The 21,796-nt window shown below is 70.4% G+C and carries 22 protein-coding genes; 13 read left to right on the top strand and 9 right to left on the bottom strand.

What is annotated here, in order from left to right; translation table 11 throughout:
• Positions 1–226 precede the first annotated feature (226 nt).
• Positions 227–1,111, top strand: coding sequence for a DUF559 domain-containing protein (locus ASH02_RS14400; RefSeq protein ID WP_056688002.1), 885 nt, complete (start codon positions 227–229; stop codon positions 1,109–1,111).
• A 163-nt stretch (positions 1,112–1,274) separates the two neighbouring features.
• On the opposite strand, the gene ASH02_RS14395 is transcribed toward ASH02_RS14400, so the two are convergent.
• Positions 1,275–2,036 (bottom strand): SDR family NAD(P)-dependent oxidoreductase, encoded by a 762-nt coding sequence (locus tag ASH02_RS14395; RefSeq protein ID WP_056688005.1) that lies wholly within the window; start codon positions 2,034–2,036, stop codon positions 1,275–1,277.
• A complete protein-coding gene (locus ASH02_RS14390; protein WP_057294971.1) occupies positions 2,036–3,205 on the bottom strand; it encodes an acyl-CoA dehydrogenase family protein in 1,170 nt (389 codons plus the stop codon). Before ASH02_RS14390 ends, ASH02_RS14395 begins: the two co-directional genes overlap by 1 nt.
• Positions 3,206–3,323: 118 nt before the next feature.
• Here ASH02_RS14390 and ASH02_RS14385 point away from each other — a divergent pair, with 118 nt between their 5' ends.
• The 6 genes from ASH02_RS14385 (at position 3,324) to ASH02_RS14360 (ending at position 9,161) form a co-directional block, all read left to right on the top strand.
• A complete protein-coding gene (locus ASH02_RS14385) occupies positions 3,324–4,970 on the top strand; it encodes an AMP-binding protein (protein ID WP_057294970.1) in 1,647 nt (548 codons plus the stop codon).
• Complete coding sequence (locus tag ASH02_RS14380; RefSeq protein ID WP_235529959.1) at positions 4,967–5,584, top strand: TetR/AcrR family transcriptional regulator; 618 nt, start codon at positions 4,967–4,969, stop codon at positions 5,582–5,584. Before ASH02_RS14385 ends, ASH02_RS14380 begins: the two co-directional genes overlap by 4 nt.
• Positions 5,581–6,315, top strand: a complete 735-nt coding sequence (locus ASH02_RS14375) for a nitroreductase (protein ID WP_082620898.1) — start codon at positions 5,581–5,583, stop codon at positions 6,313–6,315. The genes ASH02_RS14380 and ASH02_RS14375 overlap by 4 nt, the downstream gene beginning before the upstream one ends.
• Positions 6,316–6,399: 84 nt before the next feature.
• The gene (locus ASH02_RS14370) at positions 6,400–7,749 is read left to right on the top strand and encodes an MFS transporter (RefSeq protein WP_162262592.1); all 1,350 of its coding nucleotides are present in this window, start codon (positions 6,400–6,402) and stop codon (positions 7,747–7,749) included.
• A 99-nt stretch (positions 7,750–7,848) separates the two neighbouring features.
• On the top strand, positions 7,849–8,334 hold the full coding sequence (locus ASH02_RS14365; protein ID WP_056688023.1) for a nuclear transport factor 2 family protein: 486 nt from the start codon (positions 7,849–7,851) through the stop codon (positions 8,332–8,334).
• Positions 8,331–9,161: an SDR family NAD(P)-dependent oxidoreductase gene (locus ASH02_RS14360; protein ID WP_057294967.1), complete on the top strand. Its 831-nt coding sequence runs from the start codon at positions 8,331–8,333 to the stop codon at positions 9,159–9,161. Before ASH02_RS14365 ends, ASH02_RS14360 begins: the two co-directional genes overlap by 4 nt.
• A 130-nt stretch (positions 9,162–9,291) precedes the next feature.
• Here ASH02_RS14360 and ASH02_RS14355 read toward each other — a convergent pair whose 3' ends face one another.
• Genes ASH02_RS14355 through ASH02_RS14345 form a run of 3 tightly spaced genes read right to left on the bottom strand, consistent with a single transcriptional unit; the run spans position 9,292 to position 12,078 of the window.
• Positions 9,292–10,041: an enoyl-CoA hydratase/isomerase family protein gene (locus tag ASH02_RS14355; RefSeq protein ID WP_056688029.1), complete on the bottom strand. Its 750-nt coding sequence runs from the start codon at positions 10,039–10,041 to the stop codon at positions 9,292–9,294.
• Between the two features lies 1 nt (position 10,042).
• Entirely contained in the window at positions 10,043–11,221 is a 1,179-nt protein-coding gene (locus tag ASH02_RS14350; RefSeq protein ID WP_057294966.1) for a thiolase family protein, read from the bottom strand.
• A gap of 11 nt (positions 11,222–11,232) precedes the next feature.
• Positions 11,233–12,078 (bottom strand): 3-hydroxybutyryl-CoA dehydrogenase, encoded by an 846-nt coding sequence (locus ASH02_RS14345; RefSeq protein WP_057294965.1) that lies wholly within the window; start codon positions 12,076–12,078, stop codon positions 11,233–11,235.
• 127 nt (positions 12,079–12,205) lie between these two features.
• Here ASH02_RS14345 and ASH02_RS14340 point away from each other — a divergent pair, with 127 nt between their 5' ends.
• Complete coding sequence (locus tag ASH02_RS14340; RefSeq protein ID WP_056688038.1) at positions 12,206–12,853, top strand: hypothetical protein; 648 nt, start codon at positions 12,206–12,208, stop codon at positions 12,851–12,853.
• Positions 12,854–12,862: 9 nt separating this feature from the next.
• On the opposite strand, the gene ASH02_RS14335 is transcribed toward ASH02_RS14340, so the two are convergent.
• Genes ASH02_RS14335 through ASH02_RS14325 form a run of 3 tightly spaced genes read right to left on the bottom strand, consistent with a single transcriptional unit; the run spans position 12,863 to position 15,011 of the window.
• Positions 12,863–13,666: an SDR family NAD(P)-dependent oxidoreductase gene (locus ASH02_RS14335; RefSeq protein WP_057294964.1), complete on the bottom strand. Its 804-nt coding sequence runs from the start codon at positions 13,664–13,666 to the stop codon at positions 12,863–12,865.
• Positions 13,663–14,133: a nuclear transport factor 2 family protein gene (locus ASH02_RS14330; protein WP_057294963.1), complete on the bottom strand. Its 471-nt coding sequence runs from the start codon at positions 14,131–14,133 to the stop codon at positions 13,663–13,665. Before ASH02_RS14330 ends, ASH02_RS14335 begins: the two co-directional genes overlap by 4 nt.
• On the bottom strand, positions 14,130–15,011 hold the full coding sequence (locus ASH02_RS14325) for an LLM class F420-dependent oxidoreductase (RefSeq protein WP_056890131.1): 882 nt from the start codon (positions 15,009–15,011) through the stop codon (positions 14,130–14,132). Before ASH02_RS14325 ends, ASH02_RS14330 begins: the two co-directional genes overlap by 4 nt.
• Positions 15,012–15,109: 98 nt before the next feature.
• On the opposite strand from ASH02_RS14325, the gene ASH02_RS14320 reads away from it, so the two are divergent.
• The 3 genes from ASH02_RS14320 to ASH02_RS14310 are packed head-to-tail and all read left to right on the top strand — an operon-like array spanning position 15,110 to position 18,200.
• A complete protein-coding gene (locus tag ASH02_RS14320) occupies positions 15,110–15,739 on the top strand; it encodes a PaaI family thioesterase (RefSeq protein ID WP_200959144.1) in 630 nt (209 codons plus the stop codon).
• Complete coding sequence (locus tag ASH02_RS14315; protein WP_056890130.1) at positions 15,736–16,560, top strand: SDR family NAD(P)-dependent oxidoreductase; 825 nt, start codon at positions 15,736–15,738, stop codon at positions 16,558–16,560. Before ASH02_RS14320 ends, ASH02_RS14315 begins: the two co-directional genes overlap by 4 nt.
• A gap of 26 nt (positions 16,561–16,586) precedes the next feature.
• A complete protein-coding gene (locus ASH02_RS14310; protein ID WP_057294962.1) occupies positions 16,587–18,200 on the top strand; it encodes a class I adenylate-forming enzyme family protein in 1,614 nt (537 codons plus the stop codon).
• 62 nt (positions 18,201–18,262) lie between these two features.
• Here the strand turns inward: ASH02_RS14310 and ASH02_RS14305 are convergent, their stop codons facing one another.
• On the bottom strand, positions 18,263–19,030 hold the full coding sequence (locus tag ASH02_RS14305) for an IclR family transcriptional regulator (RefSeq protein WP_057294961.1): 768 nt from the start codon (positions 19,028–19,030) through the stop codon (positions 18,263–18,265).
• Between the two features lie 198 nt (positions 19,031–19,228).
• Between ASH02_RS14305 and ASH02_RS14300 the strand changes: the two genes are divergently transcribed.
• Positions 19,229–20,827, top strand: coding sequence for an ABC transporter substrate-binding protein (locus ASH02_RS14300; protein WP_056688061.1), 1,599 nt, complete (start codon positions 19,229–19,231; stop codon positions 20,825–20,827).
• Between the two features lie 61 nt (positions 20,828–20,888).
• Positions 20,889–21,728, top strand: a complete 840-nt coding sequence (locus tag ASH02_RS14295; RefSeq protein WP_057294960.1) for an SDR family NAD(P)-dependent oxidoreductase — start codon at positions 20,889–20,891, stop codon at positions 21,726–21,728.
• Positions 21,729–21,796: the final 68 nt, after the last annotated feature.

The following is a 21,796-nucleotide window of genomic DNA, read 5'->3' as shown; positions in this document are numbered from 1 at the left end:
ACGGATCCGCACACCGCCGTACACCGCCGTACCACGCGACAACCCAGCGCGAGATGTTCAGTTCGACATACAGTTCGGACCGGTCGCCCGGCAGTCGAGCGTGCATCGACAGGCGGCGCCGCGAACTGCAGGTCCATCTGCACGCACGCTGACTCCACAGGCCTCCGAGCACAGAGCCTGTGGACAGCGAGATGCGCCGCCGCGCCATGCGAAGAAGACTGGGTCCATGGACGCTCTGACCGCTCTGCACCGCTGTGGCGGCAGCGCGACGTGGGCAGAGCTCAAGGGCCTGACCAACCGTCGAGGCCTCGACAAGGCACTGCAGCTGGGCGTGATCGTCAAGCACAGGCACGGGAGCTATGCACTGCCGACGGACGATCATCGTCGCGCGGCCGGGGAACTCTGCGGAGTCGTCTCTGGCCTGAGTGCTGCCCTGCACTGGGGCCTCAAGATGAAGAAGGAACCGGAGCATCCGACGGTGACCGTGCCTCGCAGTCGCCGGGTCGACGCATCGCGCCGCGAGGGTGTCCAGCTTCATCGCGACACCCTGCCTGCCGGCCACGTCTTCCAAGGCGTGACCTCACTCGCCCGGACAGTGGCCGACTGCGCGCGCTGGCTCCCGTTCGACGAGGCGGTGTGTGTCGCGGACTCCGCTCTGCGCAGCAGGCTGGTGACGAAGGAGGACCTCCGAGCTGTTGTCGTGTCGCTGCCGAGGACTGGTCGCTCACGAGCGATGGCGGTCGTCGAGTTCGCCGATGGCCGCGCCGCCAACCCGTTCGAGAGCTGTCTTCGCGTGATCGCCGCACAAGTGACCGGACTCTGTGCAGAGCCGCAGGTGGAGATCGGGCCTCACCGCGTCGATCTGGCCGACCGCCGGCTCCGGCTGGTGATCGAGGCCGAGTCCTACGCCTTCCACGGGAGCAAGGAGCTGTTCCGCGCGGACGTGCGCCGCTACACGTGGCTCGCGACGCAGCAATGGGTGGTTGCGCGGTTCCTCTGGGAGGACGTGATGCACGCGCCCGAACGGGTCCGCGAAGCCTTGCACCTGCTGGTCAAGACTCGCCTAGCCTGCTCGTGCCTCGCCGCCACTGGCGGAGCGCCGTTCATTTGAGCACGCAGTTCGGCCCCGGATCCACGCTGGTGAGCGTGGATCCGGGGCCGGGACAGCGAACTGTATGTTCACCTGAACAGTCGAGCGGTCATGCTGAGCCGAAGTCTGCACCGGTGGGTTCCCGGACGGCCCGCGGCGTGAACGACACGACGAGCGGGAACTGTCAGCGGGGGGCCATGCGGAGGGCGCCGTCCATGCGGAACACCTCGCCGTTCAGGTAGTCGTGGTCGACCAGGAACAGCGCGAGGTCGGCGTACTCCGACGGCTTGGCGAGGCGCTGCGGGAACGGTACGCCGGCAGCGAGGCCGGCCCGGAACTCCTCCGAGACCGTGGCCAGCATCGGCGTCTCGACGATGCCGGGGGCGATCGTGTTGACACGGATGCCGTGCTGCGCGAGGTCGCGGGCGGCCGGCAGGTTCAGGCCGACGATGCCGCCCTTCGACGAGGCGTACGCCGCCTGGCCGATCTGTCCCTCGAAGGCGGCGATGGAGGCGGTGTTGATGATGATGCCGCGGGCGTTGTTCTCGAGCGGCTCGGTGGCCGCGATCTTCTCGGACGCCAGCGCCAGCACGTTGAACGAGCCGATCAGGTTGATCTGCACGATCTTGGCGTAGAGCGCGAGGTCGTGGACGCCCTTCTTCGACAGGATGCGCGCCGAGGGACCGATGCCGGCGCAGTTGACGACGACGCGCAGGGGAGTGGTCGGGTCGGCGGCGGCCTGGTCGACCGCCTCCTGGACCTGCTCCGGGTCGGTCACGTCGACGCCGACGTAGTGCACGCCGTCGACGGCGGGCGCGCCGTCGATCGCCGAGGGGAGGTCGAAGGCGTAGACGGTGGCTCCGCGACCGGCGAGGGCGGCGGCGGTCGCCGCACCCAGACCCGACGCTCCGCCGGTGACGATCGCCGCGGTGTTCTCGACCTGCATCAGTTGCTCTCCTTGATGGTTCCGTTGTTGTCCTTGGCCAGCGCGCGGCTGATCACCATGCGCTGGATCTGGTTCGTGCCTTCGAAGATCTGCATGACCTTGGCCTCGCGCATGAAGCGCTCGACCGGGAAGTCGCGGGTGTAGCCGTAGCCGCCGAGCACCTGGACGGCGTCGGTGGTGACCTTCATGGCGTTGTCCGTGGCCACCATCTTCGCGATCGACGCCTCGCGGCTGAACGGCAGCCCCCGGTCCTTGAGGCGTGCGGCGTGCAGCACCATCGCGCGGGCCGACTGGATCGCCGCCTCCATGTCGGCCAGCACGAACGCCAGCCCCTGGTGGTCGATGATCTTCTTGCCGAACGTCTCGCGCTCCTTGGCGTAGGCGACGGCGTGGTCGAGCGCTCCCTGGGCGAGGCCGGTGGCGACCGCGGCGATGCCGAGGCGGCCGGAGTCGAGCCCGGCCAGCGCGATCTTGAGCCCGTCGCCCTCGTTGCCGAGAAGTCGCGACGCCGGGATGCGTACGTCGTTCAGGCGCATCGTGGTCGTCGAGGAGCCGGTCAGGCCCATCTTCTTCTCGGGCGGGTCGGCCTCGAAGCCCGGGGTGTCGGCCGGGATCAGGAAGCAGGAGATGCCGTTGCGGTCGTCCGACGTACGGGCCATCACCTTGTAGAAGTCGGCGTTGCCGCCGTGGGTGGTCCACGCCTTCGCGCCGTTGAGCACGTAGTCGTCTCCGTCGCGGCGGGCCGACGTCTTCATTGCGGCCGGGTCGGAACCGGCGTGCGCCTCGCTGAGGCAGTAGGCGCCGAGCAGCTCGCCGCCGAGCATGTCGGGCAGCCACGCCTGCTTCTGCTCCTCGGTGCCGTGCTCGTGGAGGCCGAAGCAGCTGAGCGCGTGCACCGAGACGCCGACGCCGACGCTCGACCAGACCGAGGCGATCTCCTCGAGCACCTGGAGGTAGACCTCGTAGGGCTGGCCTCCGCCGCCGTACTCCTCGGAGTAGGGGAGTCCGAGCAGGCCGGCGCGACCGAGCAACTTGAAGACGTCGCGCGGGAAGGTCTCGGTCGCCTCGTCCTGCGCGGCGCGGGGGAGCAGCTCCTTGGTGGCCAGGTCGCGGACCAGTTTGAGCAGGTCGGCGGCTTCGGACGTGGGCAGCACGCGGCTGGCGGGCATGGTCACTCCTGTGGCTTGGGTCATGCGATATTGATACTGTGGCTGAACCTAGCGTACTAATACGAGTACGATCTTGTCACGACGGAGTGACCCCGAGCGCATCCGAAAGGCAGAACAGATGACCCCCGAGGCCCGCGTGGCACAACTGCTGGACACCTTCGACGCACCGGAGGTGAACCTCGGTGAACTCCTCTGCGACGGCCACCCGGTCGACGCCGTCGCGTTCACCGTCGTCCAGCCCGACCTGACCACACTCGACCTGACGTACGGCGACCTGGCCGAGAGCTCGCGCCGCTTCGCCGCCTACCTCGCCGACCAGGGTGTGGAGCCCGGCGACCGGGTGGCCACCCTGATGGGCAAGTCGGCAGACCTGGTCACCGTCATCCTCGGCATCTGGCGCGCCGGGGCGGTGCACGTGCCGCTGTTCACCGCCTTCGCGACGCCGGCGATCGCGCTGCGCCTGGACGGCAGCGATGCGAAGTACGTCGTCTGCGACGCCGACCAGCGCGCCAAGCTCGAGCCCGGCGAGGACCTCCCCGAGGACCCGGCCCGGCAGGTCATCGTGGCCGGCGACCGGGTCGCGTCGGGCGACCTCTCGCTGACCGCCGTACTCGCCGAGGCCGACCCGGCTGCCGCCCCGAACGTGGCCGTTGCCGGGAGCGCCGAGTTCGTGCGGCTCTTCACCTCGGGCACCACAGGAACCCCCAAGGGCGTGCCGATCCCGGTCAAGGCGCTGGCGACGTTCGTGGTCTACCTGGAGTACGGCCTCGACGTCACCGCCGACGACGTCTATTGGAACGCTGCCGACCCGGGCTGGGCCTACGGCCTCTACTACGGAATCGCGGGTCCGCTCGCCGCTGGTCGCCGCAACATCCTGCTACAGGCCAAGTTCACCCCCGAGACCACCTGGCAGGTGATCCAGTCGCTCGGCGTCACGAACCTGGCGGCCGCGCCCACCGTGTTCCGGTCATTGCGCAGCGCCGAGACGCCTGCCCCGGCCGGGCTCGACCTGCGCCGCATCTCCAGCGCCGGCGAGCCGTTGAACCCCGACGTGGTCACCTGGGGCGCCGACGTCCTCGGCGCCGCGATCCACGACACCTACGGCCAGACCGAGCTCGGCATGTCGATCGTCAACGGCTGGCAGGCGGACGTCGCCGGCGAGCTGCGCCACGGCTCGATGGGGCGCCCCATGCCCGGGTGGGACGCCGCCGTGCTCAAGGAGGAGGCCGACGAACCCGCCGACGCCGGCGAGCTGGGCCGGGTCGCCATCGACCTCCAGGGCAGTCCGCTGATGTGGTTCACCGGCTACGTCGACGCTCCCGAGAAGACAGCCGAGCGGTTCAGCGCCGACGGCCGGTGGTACTACACCGGCGACGCCGGCTCGATGGACGAGGACGGCTACGTCTACTTCTCGTCGCGCGACGACGACGTGATCATCATGGCCGGCTACCGGATCGGCCCGTTCGAGGTCGAGAGCGTGCTGGTCGGTGACCCGCGGGTCGTCGAGGCGGCCGTGGTCGGGGTCCCCGACGACCTGCGCGGCGAGGTCGTGGAGGCGTTCGTCGTGCTCGCCCCCGGAACCTCGGCCACGCCGGAACTCGTCGACGAGCTCAAGCAGCGGGTCAAGACCAAGCTGGCGGCGCACGCCTACCCGCGCCAGATCCACCTGGTCGCCGAGCTCCCGAAGACCCCGTCGGGCAAGATCCAGCGCTTCCAGCTCCGGTCGCAGCGGGCCTCCGAGATCGCGGCGGCGTCGCAGTCGTGAGTGCCGGTACGTCGAAGGGGCCGGGCCGCGCGGTGGTGCGCGGCACCGGCCGTCGGCGTACGCCCCGTCAGCTCGACCTGCTCGACCGCCTGGTCGACCTGATGACGAGCGAGGGTTTCGCGCGGTTCACCCTCGACGACATCGCCGTGCGCATGCGGTGCTCCAAGACCACCCTCTATGCGCTGGCGCCCTCGAAGCCGGAGCTCGTGGTCGAGGTGGTCAAGCAGTACTTCCGCAACTCGGTGCCACGCATGGAGGAGTCGGTGGCGGCGGCCGAGGCGCCGGCCGATCGGGTCACGGCCTACCTGCTCGCCGTTGCCGACTACCTCGCCCCGCTCTCGCGCGACTTCATGGACGACGTGGCGTCGTTCGCGCCGGCTGCGGAGGTCTATCGCACCAACACCATCGCCGCGGCCAACCGCATCCGCGAGCTGATCGCGGAAGGCATCGCAGCCGGCCAGTTCCGCGCGGTCAACGCCGCGTTCGCCGCGGAGATGGTGGCCGCGACGATGTTCGAGATCCAGCGTGGTGAGATGTTCGCGCGGCTCGAGATGAGCGACGCGGAGGCGTACACCGAGCTCGCCGCGCTCGTCGTCGGCGCGCTGACCGTGTGAGGCCTCTGACTCGGTCGACCAAGCACCACGCGGGCACCAGACGAGTGCCAGACACGAGACAGGAGTGGACAGTGGAGTTTCACAGTGTTCTGGAAGAGCGTTGGAGTTGCCGCGCCTTCACCACCGACGAGGTGCCCGAGACGACTCTGCGCAAGATCTTCGCGCTCGCACAACGCACGGCGTCGTGGTGCAACACCCAGCCGTGGCAGGTGCACCTGCTCAGCGGCGAGGCCAGGGAGCGGTTGGCCAAGGGCCTTGTCGACGCTGTGGTCTCTGGAGCCGGTGGCTCCGACCTGCCGATGCCGGATGCTTACGTCGGGGTCCACCAGGAGCGTCGGCGCGAGGCAGGCTACGCGCTCTACGAGAGCCTCGACATCGCCCGTGATGACCGCGTGGCGCGCGATCTCCAGATGCTGAAGAACTTCACGTTCTTCGACGCACCCCACGTCGCGATCATCACCACCGACGCCAACCAGGGTGTCTACGGGGCGGTCGACTGCGGTGGCTATGTCGCCAACCTGCTCAACGCCGCCCACGAGCTGGGGGTCGCGACCGTCCCGCAGGCTGCCATCGCCATGCAGTCGCCGACCGTTCGCGACGTCCTCGACCTGCCGGCGGACCGTCTGGTGGTCTGCGCGGTCTCTCTCGGCTTCGCTGACACCGATCACCCGGTCAACGCCTTCCGGACCAGCCGGGCCACGGTCGAGGACTCGGTCGTCTTCGTCTCCTGAGTGTGACGAGTCGGGGCCTCGCCCGACATCCGCCCCCGCCGGAGAGGAATGAATGGTGCCGGGCGGCGGTTGGTGAAGGTTGTGATGGCCAAAGACGCGAGACGTGTGTCCGTACTGCTCGGACTCCTCTTCGGCCTCGCCGGCATGGGCTCCTCCTCGGCCGCGATCGCGCTGCCGTTGATCTCCCAGGACCTCGGCGTGAGCGTCGGTGTCAGCACCTGGACGATCACGCTCTACGCGCTGATGCTCGCGGTCACCACCGCGGTCTACGGACGGGTGGCCGACCTCGTCGGCGTACGCCTGCCGTTGCTGGTCGGTGTGGCGCTGATGACCAGCGGCGCGATCGTCTCTGCCCTCGCCCCCAACTTCGAGGTGCTGCTGGTGGCCCGCATCTTCCAGGGTGCGGGCGCGGCCGCAGTACCCACGATGGGGGTCGCGGTGCTGAGCGCGCGCTACCACGGCGAGATCCGGGGCCTGGCGTTCGGCCGGCTGGCCGGTTTCGCCGCGGCACTGAGCTGCCTCGGACCCCTCATCGGCGGCGTCGTCGAGCACCAGTTCGGCTGGCGTGCGGTGATGGCGCTGCCGATCCTCGGGCTGCTCGTGATCCCGTTCCTCTGGCACGCCCTGCACAACGAGGGCACCGGGGCCCGGCTCGACATCGTCGGTGCCGTGCTGGTCGCGGCCACCGCCGCCGGCGCCGTCCTGCTGGTGCAGTCACCGTCGACCGGCGTGACCGTGGCGGTGGCCGGCGTCCTGCTGATGGCACTGGGCACACCGGCCGTCGTGCTGCGGGTCCGCCGCCGACCACACGGTTTCCTGCCCGCCTCGGTGATCACCAACCCGGTCGTGGTGCGCAGCGCGCTGGCCGCGATGGCCATCCCCGCCGCATGGTTCGCCTTGTTGATCGCCATCCCGGCGGTGCTGGTCGGCGACGGCTGGGAGCCGTGGCAGGTCGGCCTGCTGATGGTGCCCAGCGCTGCGGTCGGCCTGATCACCCCTCGCTTCGCCGGTCCGCTGCTGAACCGGGTCGGCGCCACGAACACCCTGGCCGCATCGGGGGCGATCGTCTCGGTCGCGATGCTGGTGGCCGCGGTCGGTGCTCACCAGACGTGGGCGCCGGTGCTGCTGGTCGCCGTGATGCTGGCGACCGCCTCGTTCGGCATGGGCCAGCCCGCGCTCAGTGCCGCGGTCGGTGACGCCGTGCACGCCGACGTACGCGGTGTGGCGCTGGGCGTGGCGACCCTGATGTTCCTGGTCGGCGGGTCCATCGGCTCCGCGGTCGTCGGCGGTCTCGGCGACGTGGTCGGCATCGACTGGAGCCTGGTGGCGCTCGCGCTGCTGCCCCTGGTGGGGTTGGCCGCCCTGCTGCCGATGCTGCGGGACCGGACGGCTCCGGCACCCAGCCTGACCACGGTGCCCACTGGGCGGGACTGACGTCGAGCTGATGGCGGGTCAGTGCTTGCCTTGCAGCAACGCTCGGGGCCGTTGGTTCCTGCGCGAGACCGACCACCCCGCGAAAGGGCAGGTGTCCCCGTGGACCTGGAAGCACGTGTCTCCCGTCTCGAGGCGGTCGAGCAGATCAAGGCACTCAAGCATCGCTACCTGCGCGCCTGTGACGCGAAGCGTCCCGAGGACTTCCGCGCCTGCTTCATCGAGCGCGGTGCGGTGCTCGACTACGGGCCACGGATCGGGAGCTTCGACGACGCCGACGGCATCGCGGCGGTGTTTCGCCGGATCGCCCTGCAGCGGGTGGACGGGAAGGTCGTCGTCCTCGACATGCACCACGCCCTGCACGCCGACATCGAAGTCGACGACGACGAGGCCACCGGTGCCTGGACCCTGCGCTTCCGCCAGGTCGACCTGACCCGGAGCACCGAGTCGGTGAGCGCCGTCGAATACGCAGACCGCTACGTCGTCGAGGACGGGGAGTGGCGGATCGCCCGCAGCGAGGTCACGGTGCTGTGGACCCTGACCACACCGTTGCCCGAGGGCTTCGCCGTCACGGAGTCGTTCTCGTGAGCGGCGGGAGCCGGGTCGCCCTGGTCACCGGGGGCAGCAAGGGCGTGGGCCAGGGGATCGCGGTGGGCCTGGCCGAGTCCGGCTGGACCGTGCACGTCTCCGGCCGCGACCGCGAGCGCCTGCAGGCCACCGTCGACCGCGTCGACGCCGTAGGAGGCACGGGCCACGCCCACACCTGCGAGCACACTGACGATGACGACGTACGCCGACTCGTCACGACGGTGCACGACCACGCGGGACGTCTCGACCTGCTCGTGAACAACGCCTGGGCCGGTCCGCCGATGAACCACGTGACGCCGGAGAAGTTCTGGGAGAGGCCGCTGTCCGACTGGGACACGCTGATCGGCGTGGGCCTGCGCGCGCACTACGTGGCCACCCACGTCGCCGCGCCCCTCATGATCGCCCGGCGCACGGGGCTGGTCGTCAACATCTCCTCCGTCGGCACCCGCGCCTACCTGCACTCCACGCTGTACGGGATCTCCAAGGCAGGGCTGGACAAACTCACCCACGACGCGGCACTGGAACTGCGCGAGCACGGGGTGACCGTGTTGTCGCTGTGGCCCGGTCTGGTCCGCACCGAGAAGCTGCTGGCCAGCGGGGTCGACAACATCGCGGGCGTCTCGGTGTCGGACACCGAGACGCCGGAGCTGCAGGGGCGGGTGCTGGCCGCGATCGCCGCGGATCCTGACCTGCACCGGCGCACGGGCGGCGTGGTGATCACCGCCGAGGCGGCCGCCGAGCTGGGCATCGTCGAGCCCGGCGGTGGGACCCCGGTGTCGCCGAGGCGGATGTTCGGTGGCGGCCCGATCTTCCCGCCGCTGCCCTGACCCGAACACACCCGCGCCGCCTCGTGCAACGCGGGGTTACGGTCGCTCCACACGCGTCGTGACGCGGGCGAGGCGACCACAGCGCCGCACAAGTGCGAAGGCGTCCCAGTCAGGGACGCGCCAGCCGAGCTCAGCGCTTGGTGAAGGCGGCGAGCAGTCGCTGGGCGTCGTCGGTGCCGACGGCCTTGGCGATGGTGACCGCCTCGTCGCGTCCGACAGAGGCCCGGTCGGACTCCCACGAACCACGGATCAGTCGCCGGGCCTGGCCGAACGCGAAGACCGGCCCGGCCGCCAGCGTCGTGGCCAGCTCGAGGGCACGGTCAGCGCCGGCGACCTCGGTGACCAGGCCCCAGTCGAGGGCCACGTCGGCGGTGATCGGGGTGTTGGTCAGCGCCATGTGGAGGGCGCGCTGCTGCCCGATCGCGCGGGGGAGCAGCCACGAGACACCGCAGTCGGGGGTCAGCCCGACACCGGGGTAGGCGGTCACGAACTTCGTGCCGGGATCGGCCACCACGAGGTCGCAGCTGAGCATCACCGCGAGACCCGCTCCCGCGACGGCACCCTGGACGGCGCCGACGACGGGCTTCTCGAGCGCGGTGAGCTCCTGCAGCGCGCCGTCCAGTGCGCCGGCCAGCTCGAGGAGGTACGCCGCCTGGTCGCCGTCCGACGCGACCATCGAGGCCACGTCGCCACCGGCACAGAACCGCTTGCCGGCACCCGTCACAAGCACGGCGCGTACGTCATCATCAGCGGCCGCCGACTTGATCGCCGCCGACAGTGCGTGGGCGGTGGGCAGGTCGACCGCGTTGGAGACCTCGGGGCGGTTGAGCTCGATGCGGGCCACACCGTCGGTCACGGCGTACGAGACAAGGTCGCTCATGTCAGATCCTCCGGAACAGGGCGGCCAGGGCCTGGCCGCCGCCGATGCACATGGTGACGATGCCCAGCTCGAGGTCGCGGCGCACGAGGTCCTTGGCCACCCGCAGCGACAGGATCGCCCCTGTCGCGCCGACCGGGTGGCCCAGCGCGATCGCGCCGCCGTACGGGTTGACCTGCTCGGGGTCGAGCTTCGCGTCGCGGATCACCGCGACGGCCTGCGAAGCGAACGCCTCGTTGAGCTCGATCGAGCCGATGTCGGAGGGCTCCGTGCCGGTCTTCTCGAAGAGGTTCTGCAACGCGAGCACGGGTGCGTAGCCCATCAGCTCGGGCTCCATCGCCGCCGTGGCGACGGCCTCGATGGAGACCAGTCCGGTCAGGCCGCGCTCGGCAGCCACCGACTCACGGGCGAGTACGACGGCCGCGCCGCCGTCGTTGATCCCGGAGGCGTTGCCGGCCGTGACCGTGCCGTCCTTGCTGAACGCAGGACGCAGTCCGGCCAGCGTCTCGAGCGTGGTGTCGGGCTTCGGGTGCTGGTCCTCGGTGACGGTGAACGGCTTGCGGCCACCCACCTCGACCGGGGTGATCTCCTCCGCGAACGCGGCCTTGGCGGCCTCGCTGGCGGCGCGCTGCTGGGAGAGCAGGGCGAACTCGTCCTGCTCCTGGCGCGAGACGCCGTACTTGGTGGCGACGTTCTCGGCGGTGACGCCCATGTGGATGTCGTGGAACGGGTCGGTCAGCATCATCACGGTGCCGTCGACCAGCGACCGGTTGCCGAGCTTGTAGCCGTTGCGGGCACCGAAGTCGTAGAACGGCATGCGGGTCATCGACTCGTCGCCGCCGGCCAGGGTGAGGCCGAGGTCGTTCCAGCGCATCTCCATCGCGGCCGACCAGATGGCCTGCAGCCCCGAGCCGCACAACCGGTTGACGGTGTAGGCGGGCACGTTCTTCGGCAGGCCGGCCGTGATCGCGACCCGGCGGGCGTTGTAGGCGTCGGGCCCGACCTGGCCGATGCAGCCCATCACCACCTCTTCGATGTCGGCGCCGTCGACGCCGGCGCGGCTCAGGGCCTCGCGGGCAGCGGTCGCGCCGAGCTCGAAGCCGGGCACGTCCTTGAACACTCCGCCGAAGCTGCCGACCGGCGTGCGGGCGCCGTCGACCAGGACGATCTTCTCGTCAGGCATGGATTCCTCGTTCAGTTGTAGGTGTAGAAGCCACGGCCGGTCTTGCGGCCGAGGAGGCCGGCGTCGACCATGCGGTTGAGCAGCGGCGGGGCGGCGTAGAGCGGCTCCTTGAACTCCTCGTAGAGCGACTCGGCGACGGCCTTGGTGGTGTCGAGCCCGATCAGGTCGGCCAGCGCGAGCGGGCCCTGCGGGTGGGCGGCACCGAGCACCAGGCCGCGGTCGATGTCGGCGGCGGTCGCGAAGCCCGACTCCATCATGCGGATCGCGGAGAGGATGAACGGGATCAGCAGCGCGTTGACCACGAAGCCGGCGCGGTCCTGGCAGTCGATCGCCTCCTTGCCGAGCACGTCCTGCACGAACGCGCGGGAGCGTTCGGTGACCTCGGGCGCGGTGACGATGGACGGCACGAGCTCGACCAGCTTGAGCACCGGCACCGGGTTGAAGAAGTGGATGCCGAGCACGTTCTGCGGGCGGTTGGTGACCACGCCGAGCTTCATGATCGGGATCGAGGAGGTGTTGGAGGCCAGGATCGCGTCGGGGGAGGTGACGATCTTGTCGAGCTGGCGGAACAGTTCGGTCTTGGCGTCCTCGTCCTCGAGGATCGCCTCGACGACCAGGTCGCGGTCGGCGAGCTCGTCGAGGTCGATGACCACACGGATCCGGGCCAGGACGTCGGCGGCGGAGGAGATCTTGCCCTTGGCCTCGGCACGGGCCAGCGACTTCTCGAGTCGCGACCGGCCTGCATCGGCGGCGCCCTGCGACGACTCGGCGACCACGACGTCGAGCCCCGCGCGGGCGCAGACCTCCGCGATGCCGGCTCCCATCAGGCCGCATCCGACGACCCCGATCTTCTCCATGTCTTCTCCTCGTTGATCCGATCGACGACTGTCACAACGACGCTAACCGCTACCGATAGGTAACTCTCACCGCGTCCACTCGCGCGAACGCCTGCACCGTGGCCGCAGCACGCCGTACCGTGTCTCCATGCGTTTCGACTGGGTGCCGGCCTCGGCGGCGTCGCTGATCGCCGGCGCGGTGACGCTGGCCCTGGGATCGACGTTGCTGCCCGGCGGAGACACCCCGACGGAGTCCCTGCACCTCGTCGAGCAGCACGACTCGCAGTGGCTCGCGGTCTCGGTGCTCTTCTTCATCGCCGCGATCGCACTCGTCCTCGGCCTCCCGGCGGTGCTCACCCTGTTCCAGAAGCGTGGCGGGCTGCTCGGCCTGGTCGGCTGCTGCATCTTCCTGATCGGCTGTGTCGGGACGGCCGGCTACGCCATGCTGCTGGCGTTCTTCCGGGCCCTTGCCCTCAGTGGTGCGGTGCGCGCGGAGGCACTCGACGAGGTGGTCGCCGATCCCGGACTGAACGGCTTCCTGCTCGGGTGGGTGGCCGCGTTCTACCTGGGCGAGCTGCTGATCGGCCTGGCCCTGCTGCGGGCCGGCACCACGTCGAAGTGGGTGCCCGCCCTGCTGCTGGCCCACGTGGCCACCCTGCCGCTCGGTGCGCTGGCGCCGCGCCTGTTCGGGTCGTGGACGATCGTGTTCATGGGCGTCGGATTTGCAGGGGTCGCGATCGCCGCCAACAGCCGCCAGGGAGTCAAGGGCGAGACCGTGCAGTTCAGCTCACGTTGAGCGACCCGCCTAGGGATGGTCGGGCATGTTCGTCCAGCCCTTGCGGTCCTCGCGTGCATACCAGCCCGACGCGGCCAGGGTGCCGCCGTCGACGGGGATGGTGTGGCCGGTGACGAACCGCGCCTCGTCGCCGGCGAGGAACGCGATCACCGCGGCGTAGTCGTCGACGTGCCCGAACCTGCCCAGCGGGATCCAGGTGCGCAGCAGGTCGGGGTCGCGGCCGCGCAGCATCGCGTCGCGCGAGGTCTGCGGGGTGTCGGCCAGGTCGGGCGCGATGGCGTTCACGCGGACGCCGTACTGCCCGACCTCGACCGCCAGGCTCTTGGTGAACGCCGAGACGCCCGCGTTGTACGCCGAGTAGGCGGCGTTGCCGGGGATGCCGCGGAACGCCTCGACCGTCGAGTTGTTCACGATCGCACCGGAGGTCTGCTCGACCATCCGGGGCAGCAGGGCGTGGGTCACCTTGAGCACGTGCAGCAGGTTCAGCTCGTAGAGGCGCTGCCACTGCTCGGGCTTGCTGTGCAGGAACGTCTTCGACGCCGGGCGGAAGTCACCGACGTTGTTGACCAGGACGTCGACCCGGCCGAGCTCGCCGACCTGCGTCGACACCGCCTCGACCACGTCGTCGTCGGCCACGTCGCCGACCACCACGTGAACGGTCCCTCCCGCGGCCCGGATCTCCATGGCCGTGGAGTCGGCCGCCGCGGCGTCGATGTCCACCAGTACGACCGTGTCCCCGTCGGCGGCCAGGCGCCTCGAAGTCGCGCCGCCGATGCCGAGCGCCCCACCCGTCACCACGCTGACCCGGCTCACCGGACGGCCTTCAACGTCTGGGTCCGCACCGAGCCGACGTGCACCTCCCGGCGGCTGAACCGCCAGCCCGCCGGCGTACGCCGGTAGTGGTCGCGGTAGGTCACCGTCCAGACCAGGTCACGTGGGCCGTCGGGGGAGTCGGTGTAGTGGTGCGCCTCGCAGGCGATCCGCCCGGTCGCGGTGTCCGCGTCCGTTCCGGCGGTGAAGACCTCGCCACAGGCCGCGTGGAACGTGCCGCGCAGTCCGAGCACCTGCTCCATCGCGGCACGTACGCCGGCCTGCCCGACGTGTTCCTCGACCGGGTCCAGGTGTGTCGGGGGCTGCGCCGTGGCCAGCACCCCGTCGTCGGTGAAGAGCCCGGCGACCCCGGCCGGGTCGCGGTCATCGACGGCCCCGGCATAACGGTGGACCAGGTGGCGCAGCTCGACGAGGTCGGCGGACTCCGGCGTCAGAGCCGGGCCACTCATGAGAGTCCCAGGCGCTGGGCGCAGGCCGACAGCTCGTCGCGGGCCTGGTCGAGGTCAGCCGTCTCGCCGGCGGCGAGCACTATCCGGTCGGCGCCCTGGGCCGCGAGCCGCTCGGCGCGTGGCTGGTCGATCCTGGAGACCAGGTGCCCCAGGGAGACCTCGAGCGCCTCCGGGTCGCGCCCGGCGCCCTCGGCCTCGGTCCTCATCAGCTTGACCAGTGCGGCCAGCTCCTCACCGGCGACGCCCAGCGGCTGCAAGCCGTCGCCGTACCGGCCCGCTCGGCGCGCCGCGGCCTTGCTGTGGCCGCCGACATGAAGGGGTACGCCGCCGGGCTGCGCGGGCTTCGGGTAGGACATCGCGCCGTCGAAGTCGAAGAACTCGCCGTGGTGGTCCGCGCCGTCGGGCGACGAGTCGGCCCACAGCTCGCGGAGCACCTGCAGCTGCTCGTCGGCGCGGCGGCCACGGGACTCGAACGGGGCGCCACAAGCCTCGATCTCCTCCTTCATCCAGCCCATGCCGACACAGACCCGCAGCCGACCGCCGGAGAGGCGGTCGATGGTGGCCAGCCGCTTGGCCAGCACCACGGGGTGGTGGTTCGGAAGGACGAGCACGCCCGTGGCCAGGCCGAGCGTCGTGGTCTGACCGGCGAGGAACGCCAGCAGGTCGAGCGGGTCGGGGATGTCGAGGTCGTCGGCCAGCTCCATCTTCCCGGACGCGTCGTAGGGATAGACGCTGGAGTAGCGGCTCATCACCACCGCGTGCTCGACGAGGACCAGGGACTCGAAGCCGCAGGCCTCGACGTGCTGGGCGTAGGCCGTCATCCAGACGGGATCGGCGGTGGTTCCGGCAGCGGTGGGTGCGATCACGGCGAACTTCATGTCGCGAACCTAGGCGCGGACCCACCCCGCGGTGCAGGTGTTCCCGGTGGCCGGGAGCGGTCCCATCGAATCCGAGGCCCAGCCGCTAGAAACAGTGCGTGTCCAGCAACCCCCGAGAATCCGAAGCCATCCCTGTGACGGACCCCGAGCGCCGGGCCACGACCGTCGAGCTCGTCGAGGCGACCCGGGCCCTGATGCTCGCGGTGGCCACCACCGACCTGCCGGTCGACGACCTCGTCGAGGCGACCAAGTCGATCTCCGGCCTGGCCGACCTGCTCGGCACCGAGACGCGGACCCGGGTGCTGAGGACATCGTTCGAGCTGCCCGCCCAGTTGCGCGGGGCCGGCGAACCGTGGCGCACCTACGGTGTGAACCCGTTCGGCATCCCGCTCGAGATCCACTTCGACGGCGACACCGCGCGGGCCACCCTGGTCGGCGACGCACTCCTGGAGGGCCCGCCCGATCACCTGCACGGCGGCTTCTCGGCGCACCTGATGGACTGCCTGCTCGGCAGCCTCGTCCAGGGCACGGGCGAACGGGCGGTGACCGGCACCCTCGACCTGCGCTACCTGAGCCGTACGCCGCTGGACGCACCGCTCGACCTGCACGCCGAGATCACCGGGCGCAGCGGCCGGAAGATCCACGCCGTGGGTTGGATCGAGCACGAGGGTGTCCGGTGCGTCGAGGCGACCGGCCTCTTCATCACGATCGACGGGGTGCACGCATGAGCTACGAGCTGACCGGGCTCGACGGGAAGGTCGCGGTCGTCACCGGTGCCGGCCGGATGCGGTCGATCGGACGCCAGATCGCCGTCGAGCTGGCCCGGGCCGGGTGCGACGTGGTGGTCACCGGCACCGGTCGTACGCCGGCACACCGGCCGGCCGACGAGCAGGAGGCGGGGTGGCGCGACATCGAGTCGGTGGCCGACGAGGTCCGTGCGCTCGGACGCCGCGCCCTGCCGGTGGTCTGCGACGTCTCCGAACCCGACCAGGTCGATGCGCTGCTGGCGGGAACGCTTGAGGAGTTCGGCCGGGTCGACGTACTCGTCAACAACGCCGCGGCCTCCCGCGGTGGCGACCGTGCGCCGCTGCTCGACCTCGACGTCGCCGACTTCGACCGGGTGGTCCGCATCAACCTGCGCGGCACGTTCCTGATGACCCAGGCCTTCGCCCGGGCCTTCGTCGAACGCGGTGACGGAGGAAGCATCCTCAACATCTCCTCGATCGGCGGCAAGCTGTCGGGTCCGGGCACCGGCGTCTACTCGGCGTCGAAGGCCGGCGTGCAGTCGTTGACCTCCACCGCCGCCAAGGAGCTCGGCCAGCACGGGATCCGGGTGAACGCACTCTGTCCCGGCGTCACGGCCACCAGCCGCCTCGACGACTGGTCGCCCGAGGCGTGGGAGACCTACGTGCGGGCCAACCTGCCGTTGGGCCGGGTCGGCGAACCGGTCGAGATCGCCCACGCCGCGGTGTTCCTGGCCAGCGACCAGGCCGCGTGGGTGACCGGGCAGTGCTGGAACATCGACGGTGGCCAGCTCACCGTCCGGTGAGCCCACCCCTTCTGGAGGACGAACGGATGACGCCCCGCGAGCAGGCGATGGCTCGACTCACCGGCCCCGGCCAGCCCTTCGAGCTGCACGAGGAGCTGGTGCGCGGTGTGCCGATGCAGGTGTTCCGCAACCGGCACCGCAGCCTGACCGAGCTGCTCCACGCCTCGGCGGCCTTCGGTGACACCGACTACCTCGTCACCACCGAGGGCCGGATGACGTTCGCCCAGCACCACGAGGCGGTCGCCGCGCTGGCCACCGCACTGCGTGAGGAGTACGACGTCCACCCCGGCGACCGGGTCGCGTTGTGCGGCGCGAACTCGACGGAGTGGATCGTGGCGTTCTGGGCCACCGTCGCGTTGGGTGCCGTGGCGGTCGGGGTGAACTCGATGTGGGTCACCGACGAGATCGCCCACGGCCTGGAGCTCACCGAACCCTCCGTGATCTTCGCCGACGGTCCGCGTGCGGCGTTGGTCGCGGAGACCGCGGCGCCCGTGCTGTCGTTCGAGACCGACCTGGCCGCCCTCGTCGAGCGGCACCGCGGGACCCCGATGCCCGTCGCCGACGTCGACGAGGACGACCCGGCGGTGATCCTGTTCACCAGTGGCACGAGCGGCCGATCGAAGGGCGCCACGCACTCGCACCGCAACGTGCTCTGCGCGGTCTGGTTCCACCTGCTCAACGACGCGGTCGCCACCGAGCTGGGCTTCCCGCCGAGCCACCGCCGCTACCTGCTGGCCACTCCGCTGTTCCACATCGCTGGGCTGCACAACCTGGCGATCGCCAGGCTCGCGGTCGGCGACACCGCCGTCCTCCACCTGGGGCGCTTCGACATCGACGCCGTGCTGCGGTTGATCGAGAAGGAGGGAATCACCAACTGGGGTGCGGTTCCGACCATGCTCACCCGGTTGCTCGAGTGCGACCTGTCGGCGTACGACCTGTCCTCGTTGCGCGCACTTTCGGTCAACAGCGCCCCGTCCGCGCCGGTGCTCAAGGAGCGACTGAGGGTGGCCCTGCCGGTGGCCGGTGCAGCGCTGGGGACGACGTACGGCCTGACCGAGTCGTCCACGGGTGCCACCCTGGCCACCGCCGCGGACCTCGAGGTGGACCCCCAGTCGGTGGGCACCCCGGTGGTGACCCTGCAGGTCGAGGTGCGTGATGCGGAGGGCGCGGCGGTGCCCGACGGGGTCGAGGGCGAGGTCTGCCTGCGTGGCCCACAGATGATGCTGGGCTACTGGCGCAACCCGGAGGCCACCGCCGAGTCCGAGGCGGCCGACGGCTGGTTCCGGACCGGCGACTTGGGGTGTCTCGTCGACGGTCACCTGCGTCTCTCGAGCCGACGCTCGGACCTGATCCTGCGCGGTGCGGAGAACGTCTATCCGGCCGAGGTCGAGAACCAGCTGGCACTGCTGCCCGACGTGCTCGAGTGCATCGTGCTCGGCGTGCCCGACCCCGACATGGGGCAGGCGGTGGCGGCCTCGGTGGTCGTGCGACCCGGCAGCCAAGTCGACGAGGCGACGTTGCGGGCGCACCTCGCGCCGCGGCTGGCGAAGTACAAGACGCCCACCGTGTGGCACATCGGCACCGAACCGCTGCCGCGCAACGCGACCGGCAAGGTGAACCGACGCGACATCATCTGGTGACCGCGCGGCTGCGGCGTCGCCGGGGCGGCGTAGGACGACCTGGGTGAACGGGCCGGCAGCGGTCAGCGGCGGCCGGTCCAGCCGGGAAACATCGCCAGGCTGATCTGGCGGGCGGCGCGGGCGACCTGGGGAGCCAGCGCGTCGAGGCGCAGGTGTCGACGACTCGCCACTCCGATCGCCCCGATCGCACCCGCGGGCGAGAGGATCGGTGCCGCGACCGCGTTGATGTGCATCGGGCAGTTCTCGGCGGGGGACTGGACGATGCCGTGGCGGCGACGTGCCGCATCGAGCTGCTGGTGCAGGCTCGGGAGCCGTTGGGTCCGGTTCTCCTGCGCGAGCAGGACGTCGACCTGCTCCGGCGGCAGCCCGGCCAGCAGCACCCGCCCACTGACTCCACGGTCGGCGGCGATCCGCTTGCCGACACCGGTGACCGGGATGCTGTTGCGCAGGGGCCCGCCGATCTTGTCGAGGTAGTGCACCCGGCCTCCTTCGAGCACCCCGAGGTGGGCCACCGCACCGGTGGCCTCGTGCAGGTCGTTGAGCGTGTCGGACGCTGCCGAGCGCAGGGTGGCGTGGGTCTGGGCCTGGGCGCTGAGGGCCAGCACCCGCGGGCCGAGTCGGTAGCCGCAGACGGCGTGCTCGAGCCAGCCGAGGTCGACGAGCTGGGTGACCAGCCGGAACGCGGTCGAGCGGGGCAGGCCGGTGGCTTCGGTGATGTCTTCGAGGAACATCACCTCGGGTCCGTCGACGAAGCTGTCGAGGATCCAGGTCAGACGTTCGGCGACCCCCGGTCGGGGTGTGGGTGTCGGTTCGATCTGCAGCACGCTCATGGGGTGCCCTCCGTTTCCTCCCGAGGTCTTGAAACCTAGCACTTGCTTGGTCTGGTTGTCGCCGGGTTTCGGCTGCGGCTCTCGCTGGGTGGGAGTGGTCCGGGTGCACCGGCCGACGGGTTGCTTTGCTGCAGGCCGGGCTGCCCGCACGAGGCGTGGATCCCTGGCAGTGGAAGGAAGTCCATTCGTATGACATCAATGAAGATCCGCGCGCGGCGCCAGCTGGGCGGCGTCGCCGCACTGGTGCTGACCGCGGCCATGTTCACGTCGTGCGCCTCGGGCGACGACGGGGAGAAGAAGCACGGCGACGCCGCGACCTACGAGACCGGCCTGGTGAACATCGCCGACGCCGGCGACCCGAAGCAGGGCGGCACGCTCACCTTCGGCGCCTACTCCGAGCCCGCGGTGCTCGACCCGGCCGAGACGATCGTGGCCGGCTCGACCGGTGGTCTCGAGATGTCCGCGATCTACGACGTGCTGATGCGCTGGAACAGCGCCGACAACACGGTGCAGCCGCAGCTCGCCGAGAGCCTCGAGCACAGCGCCGACTACAAGACCTGGACCCTCAAGCTGCGCGACGGCGTGAAGTTCAGCGACGGTACGGCGCTCGACGCCGCCGCGGTGAAGTTCAGCATCGAGCGCTACGTGCGCCTCGGCGCCGATGAGGCGATGCTGTGGAGCGACAACGTGAAGTCGGTCTCGGCGACCGACCCGTTGACGGTCGAGTTCGAGCTCGCGACGAAGTGGCCCAGCTTCGACTACATGCTCACGACCGGGCCGGGCATGATCGTCGCCAAGTCGGCCGGCGAGGGCGAGAAGTTCAAGCCGGTCGGTGCAGGCGCCTTCACCTTCGCCTCGCACAAGACGGCGGAGAGCATCGAGCTCAAGGCCAACAAGGACTACTGGGGCGGTGCGCCCAACCTCGACGGCATCAAGGTCGTGTTCCTCAACGACCCGAGTGCGACGTACGACTCGTTCAAGTCCGACGAGCTCGACGCGGCGTTCACGCGCGAGCCCGACCTGGTCGACGAGGCCGTGCAGGCCGGACAGAGCGGCTTCCTCAACATGGTCTCCCTCGGCAGCGTGGCCGTGATCAACGGCCAGGAGGGGCACCCGGGCAGCGACCCGCGGGTGCGCCAGGCGATGCACATGGCGATCGACCCGAAGGTGATCGCGGACCGGTCGTACGGCGGCGCCGGGCTGCCGAGCAACGAGGTCTTCCCGAGCTCGTCGGTGTGGCACACCGACGTGAAGCCGCTGCCCTACGACCCGGACGCCGCCAAGAAGCTGGTCGCCGAGGCCAAGGCCGACGGCTTCGACGGCAAGGTGACCTACCTCGACGCCTCCGACGCGGCCTCGAAGGAGACCGCGCTGACCGTCAAGGCGTTCCTCGAGGCGGTCGGGCTCACGGTCAAGCTCGACCTGGTCTCGAACGTGCAGGAGCAGATCCAGAAGGTTGCGGTCGACCGCAACTACGACGTCGCCGGGTGGGGGATCAGCTGGCGTGAGGCCGGCCCCTACGGCCGGATGTTCGCCACGCTGCACAGCGAGGGCAACCTCAACGTCGGCATGCCCACCGGTCCCGAGATGGACGCCCTCTTCGACGAGTTCCAGGCCGCCGAGACCGAGGACCAGCAGCGCGAGATCATGGGCCGCATCCAGGCGCAGTGGAACGAGCAGGTGCCGGCGCTGATCTTCAGCCCGACCGGTGAGTTCCTGATGTGGAGCAAGGACGTGCACGGTGTCGTCGACACCACCAACAGCATGGTGCTGCTCCAGGACGCCTGGATCGGCTGATCGGTGGGATCGACCCTGATGGGCAGGCCGGTCATCGTCGCGATCATCGAGCGGGTCTGACATGACTTCACCACGCAGGATCGCGCTGGTGACCGGCGCCAGTCGGGGCATCGGCCGGAGCACGGCGCTGGCCCTCGCGGGAGACGGCTTCGACGTGGCCTTCACCGCCCGCACCGTCACCGAGGGTGAGGGCTCGGTTCCGGGGCGAACCACGCGGGAGGCTGGTGTCCTCCACTCGGTGCCGGGCAGCCTCGACTCGACGACTGCGGCGATCCAGGCACTCGGCGTACGGGCCCTGCCCCTGCGGATGGACCTGGCCGACCCGGCCGGTCCGGCGGCGGTCGCCGACCTGCTCCTGGAGCAATGGGGTGCGCCGACGGTGCTGGTGAACAACGCCGTGCACCACGTCCCGCACGCGCGCTTCCTCGAGCTGGACCTCGGTGACCTCCGGGACAGCCTCGAGTCGAACCTCGTGCGACAGGTGGCGTTGGTGCAGGCGCTGCTGCCGGCCATGGTCGCCGCGGGCGGAGGCATCGTCGCGAACATGTGCTCGGGGTCGGCGAGCATCGATCCACCGGGTCCTCCCGGCGAGGGCGGCTGGGGCCTGGCGTACGCCGCGGCGAAGGCTGGCTTCGGCCGGATCGCCGGTGCGGTGAACGCGGAGTTCCGTGACCAAGGCATCCGTGCGTTCAACCTCGAACCGGGATTCGTGGTGACCGAGTCGGGCCGTGCCCGGGGCGGCACCGACCAGATCGAGGCTCGTGGCTTCACCGGAGCGCCCGTCGAGGCGTCAGGCAGGGTGATCGCCTGGCTGGCGCGCTCGGGCCGCGACGACCCGGAGGCCAACGCACTGCTGGGCACGGTCATCGACGCCCCGCGGCTCTCGGCGCGCCTGCCCTGAGCCGTGCGCCGCTGAGATCCCTGTAACGCGGAACATCCCAGTCACCCGGTGACTGGGATGTTCCGCGT

Origin of the sequence: Nocardioides sp. Soil796 (genome assembly GCF_001429525.1) — a bacterium.
Classification (GTDB): Bacteria; Actinomycetota; Actinomycetes; order Propionibacteriales; family Nocardioidaceae; genus Nocardioides.
This window is presented reverse-complemented; position numbering and strand designations above follow the sequence as displayed.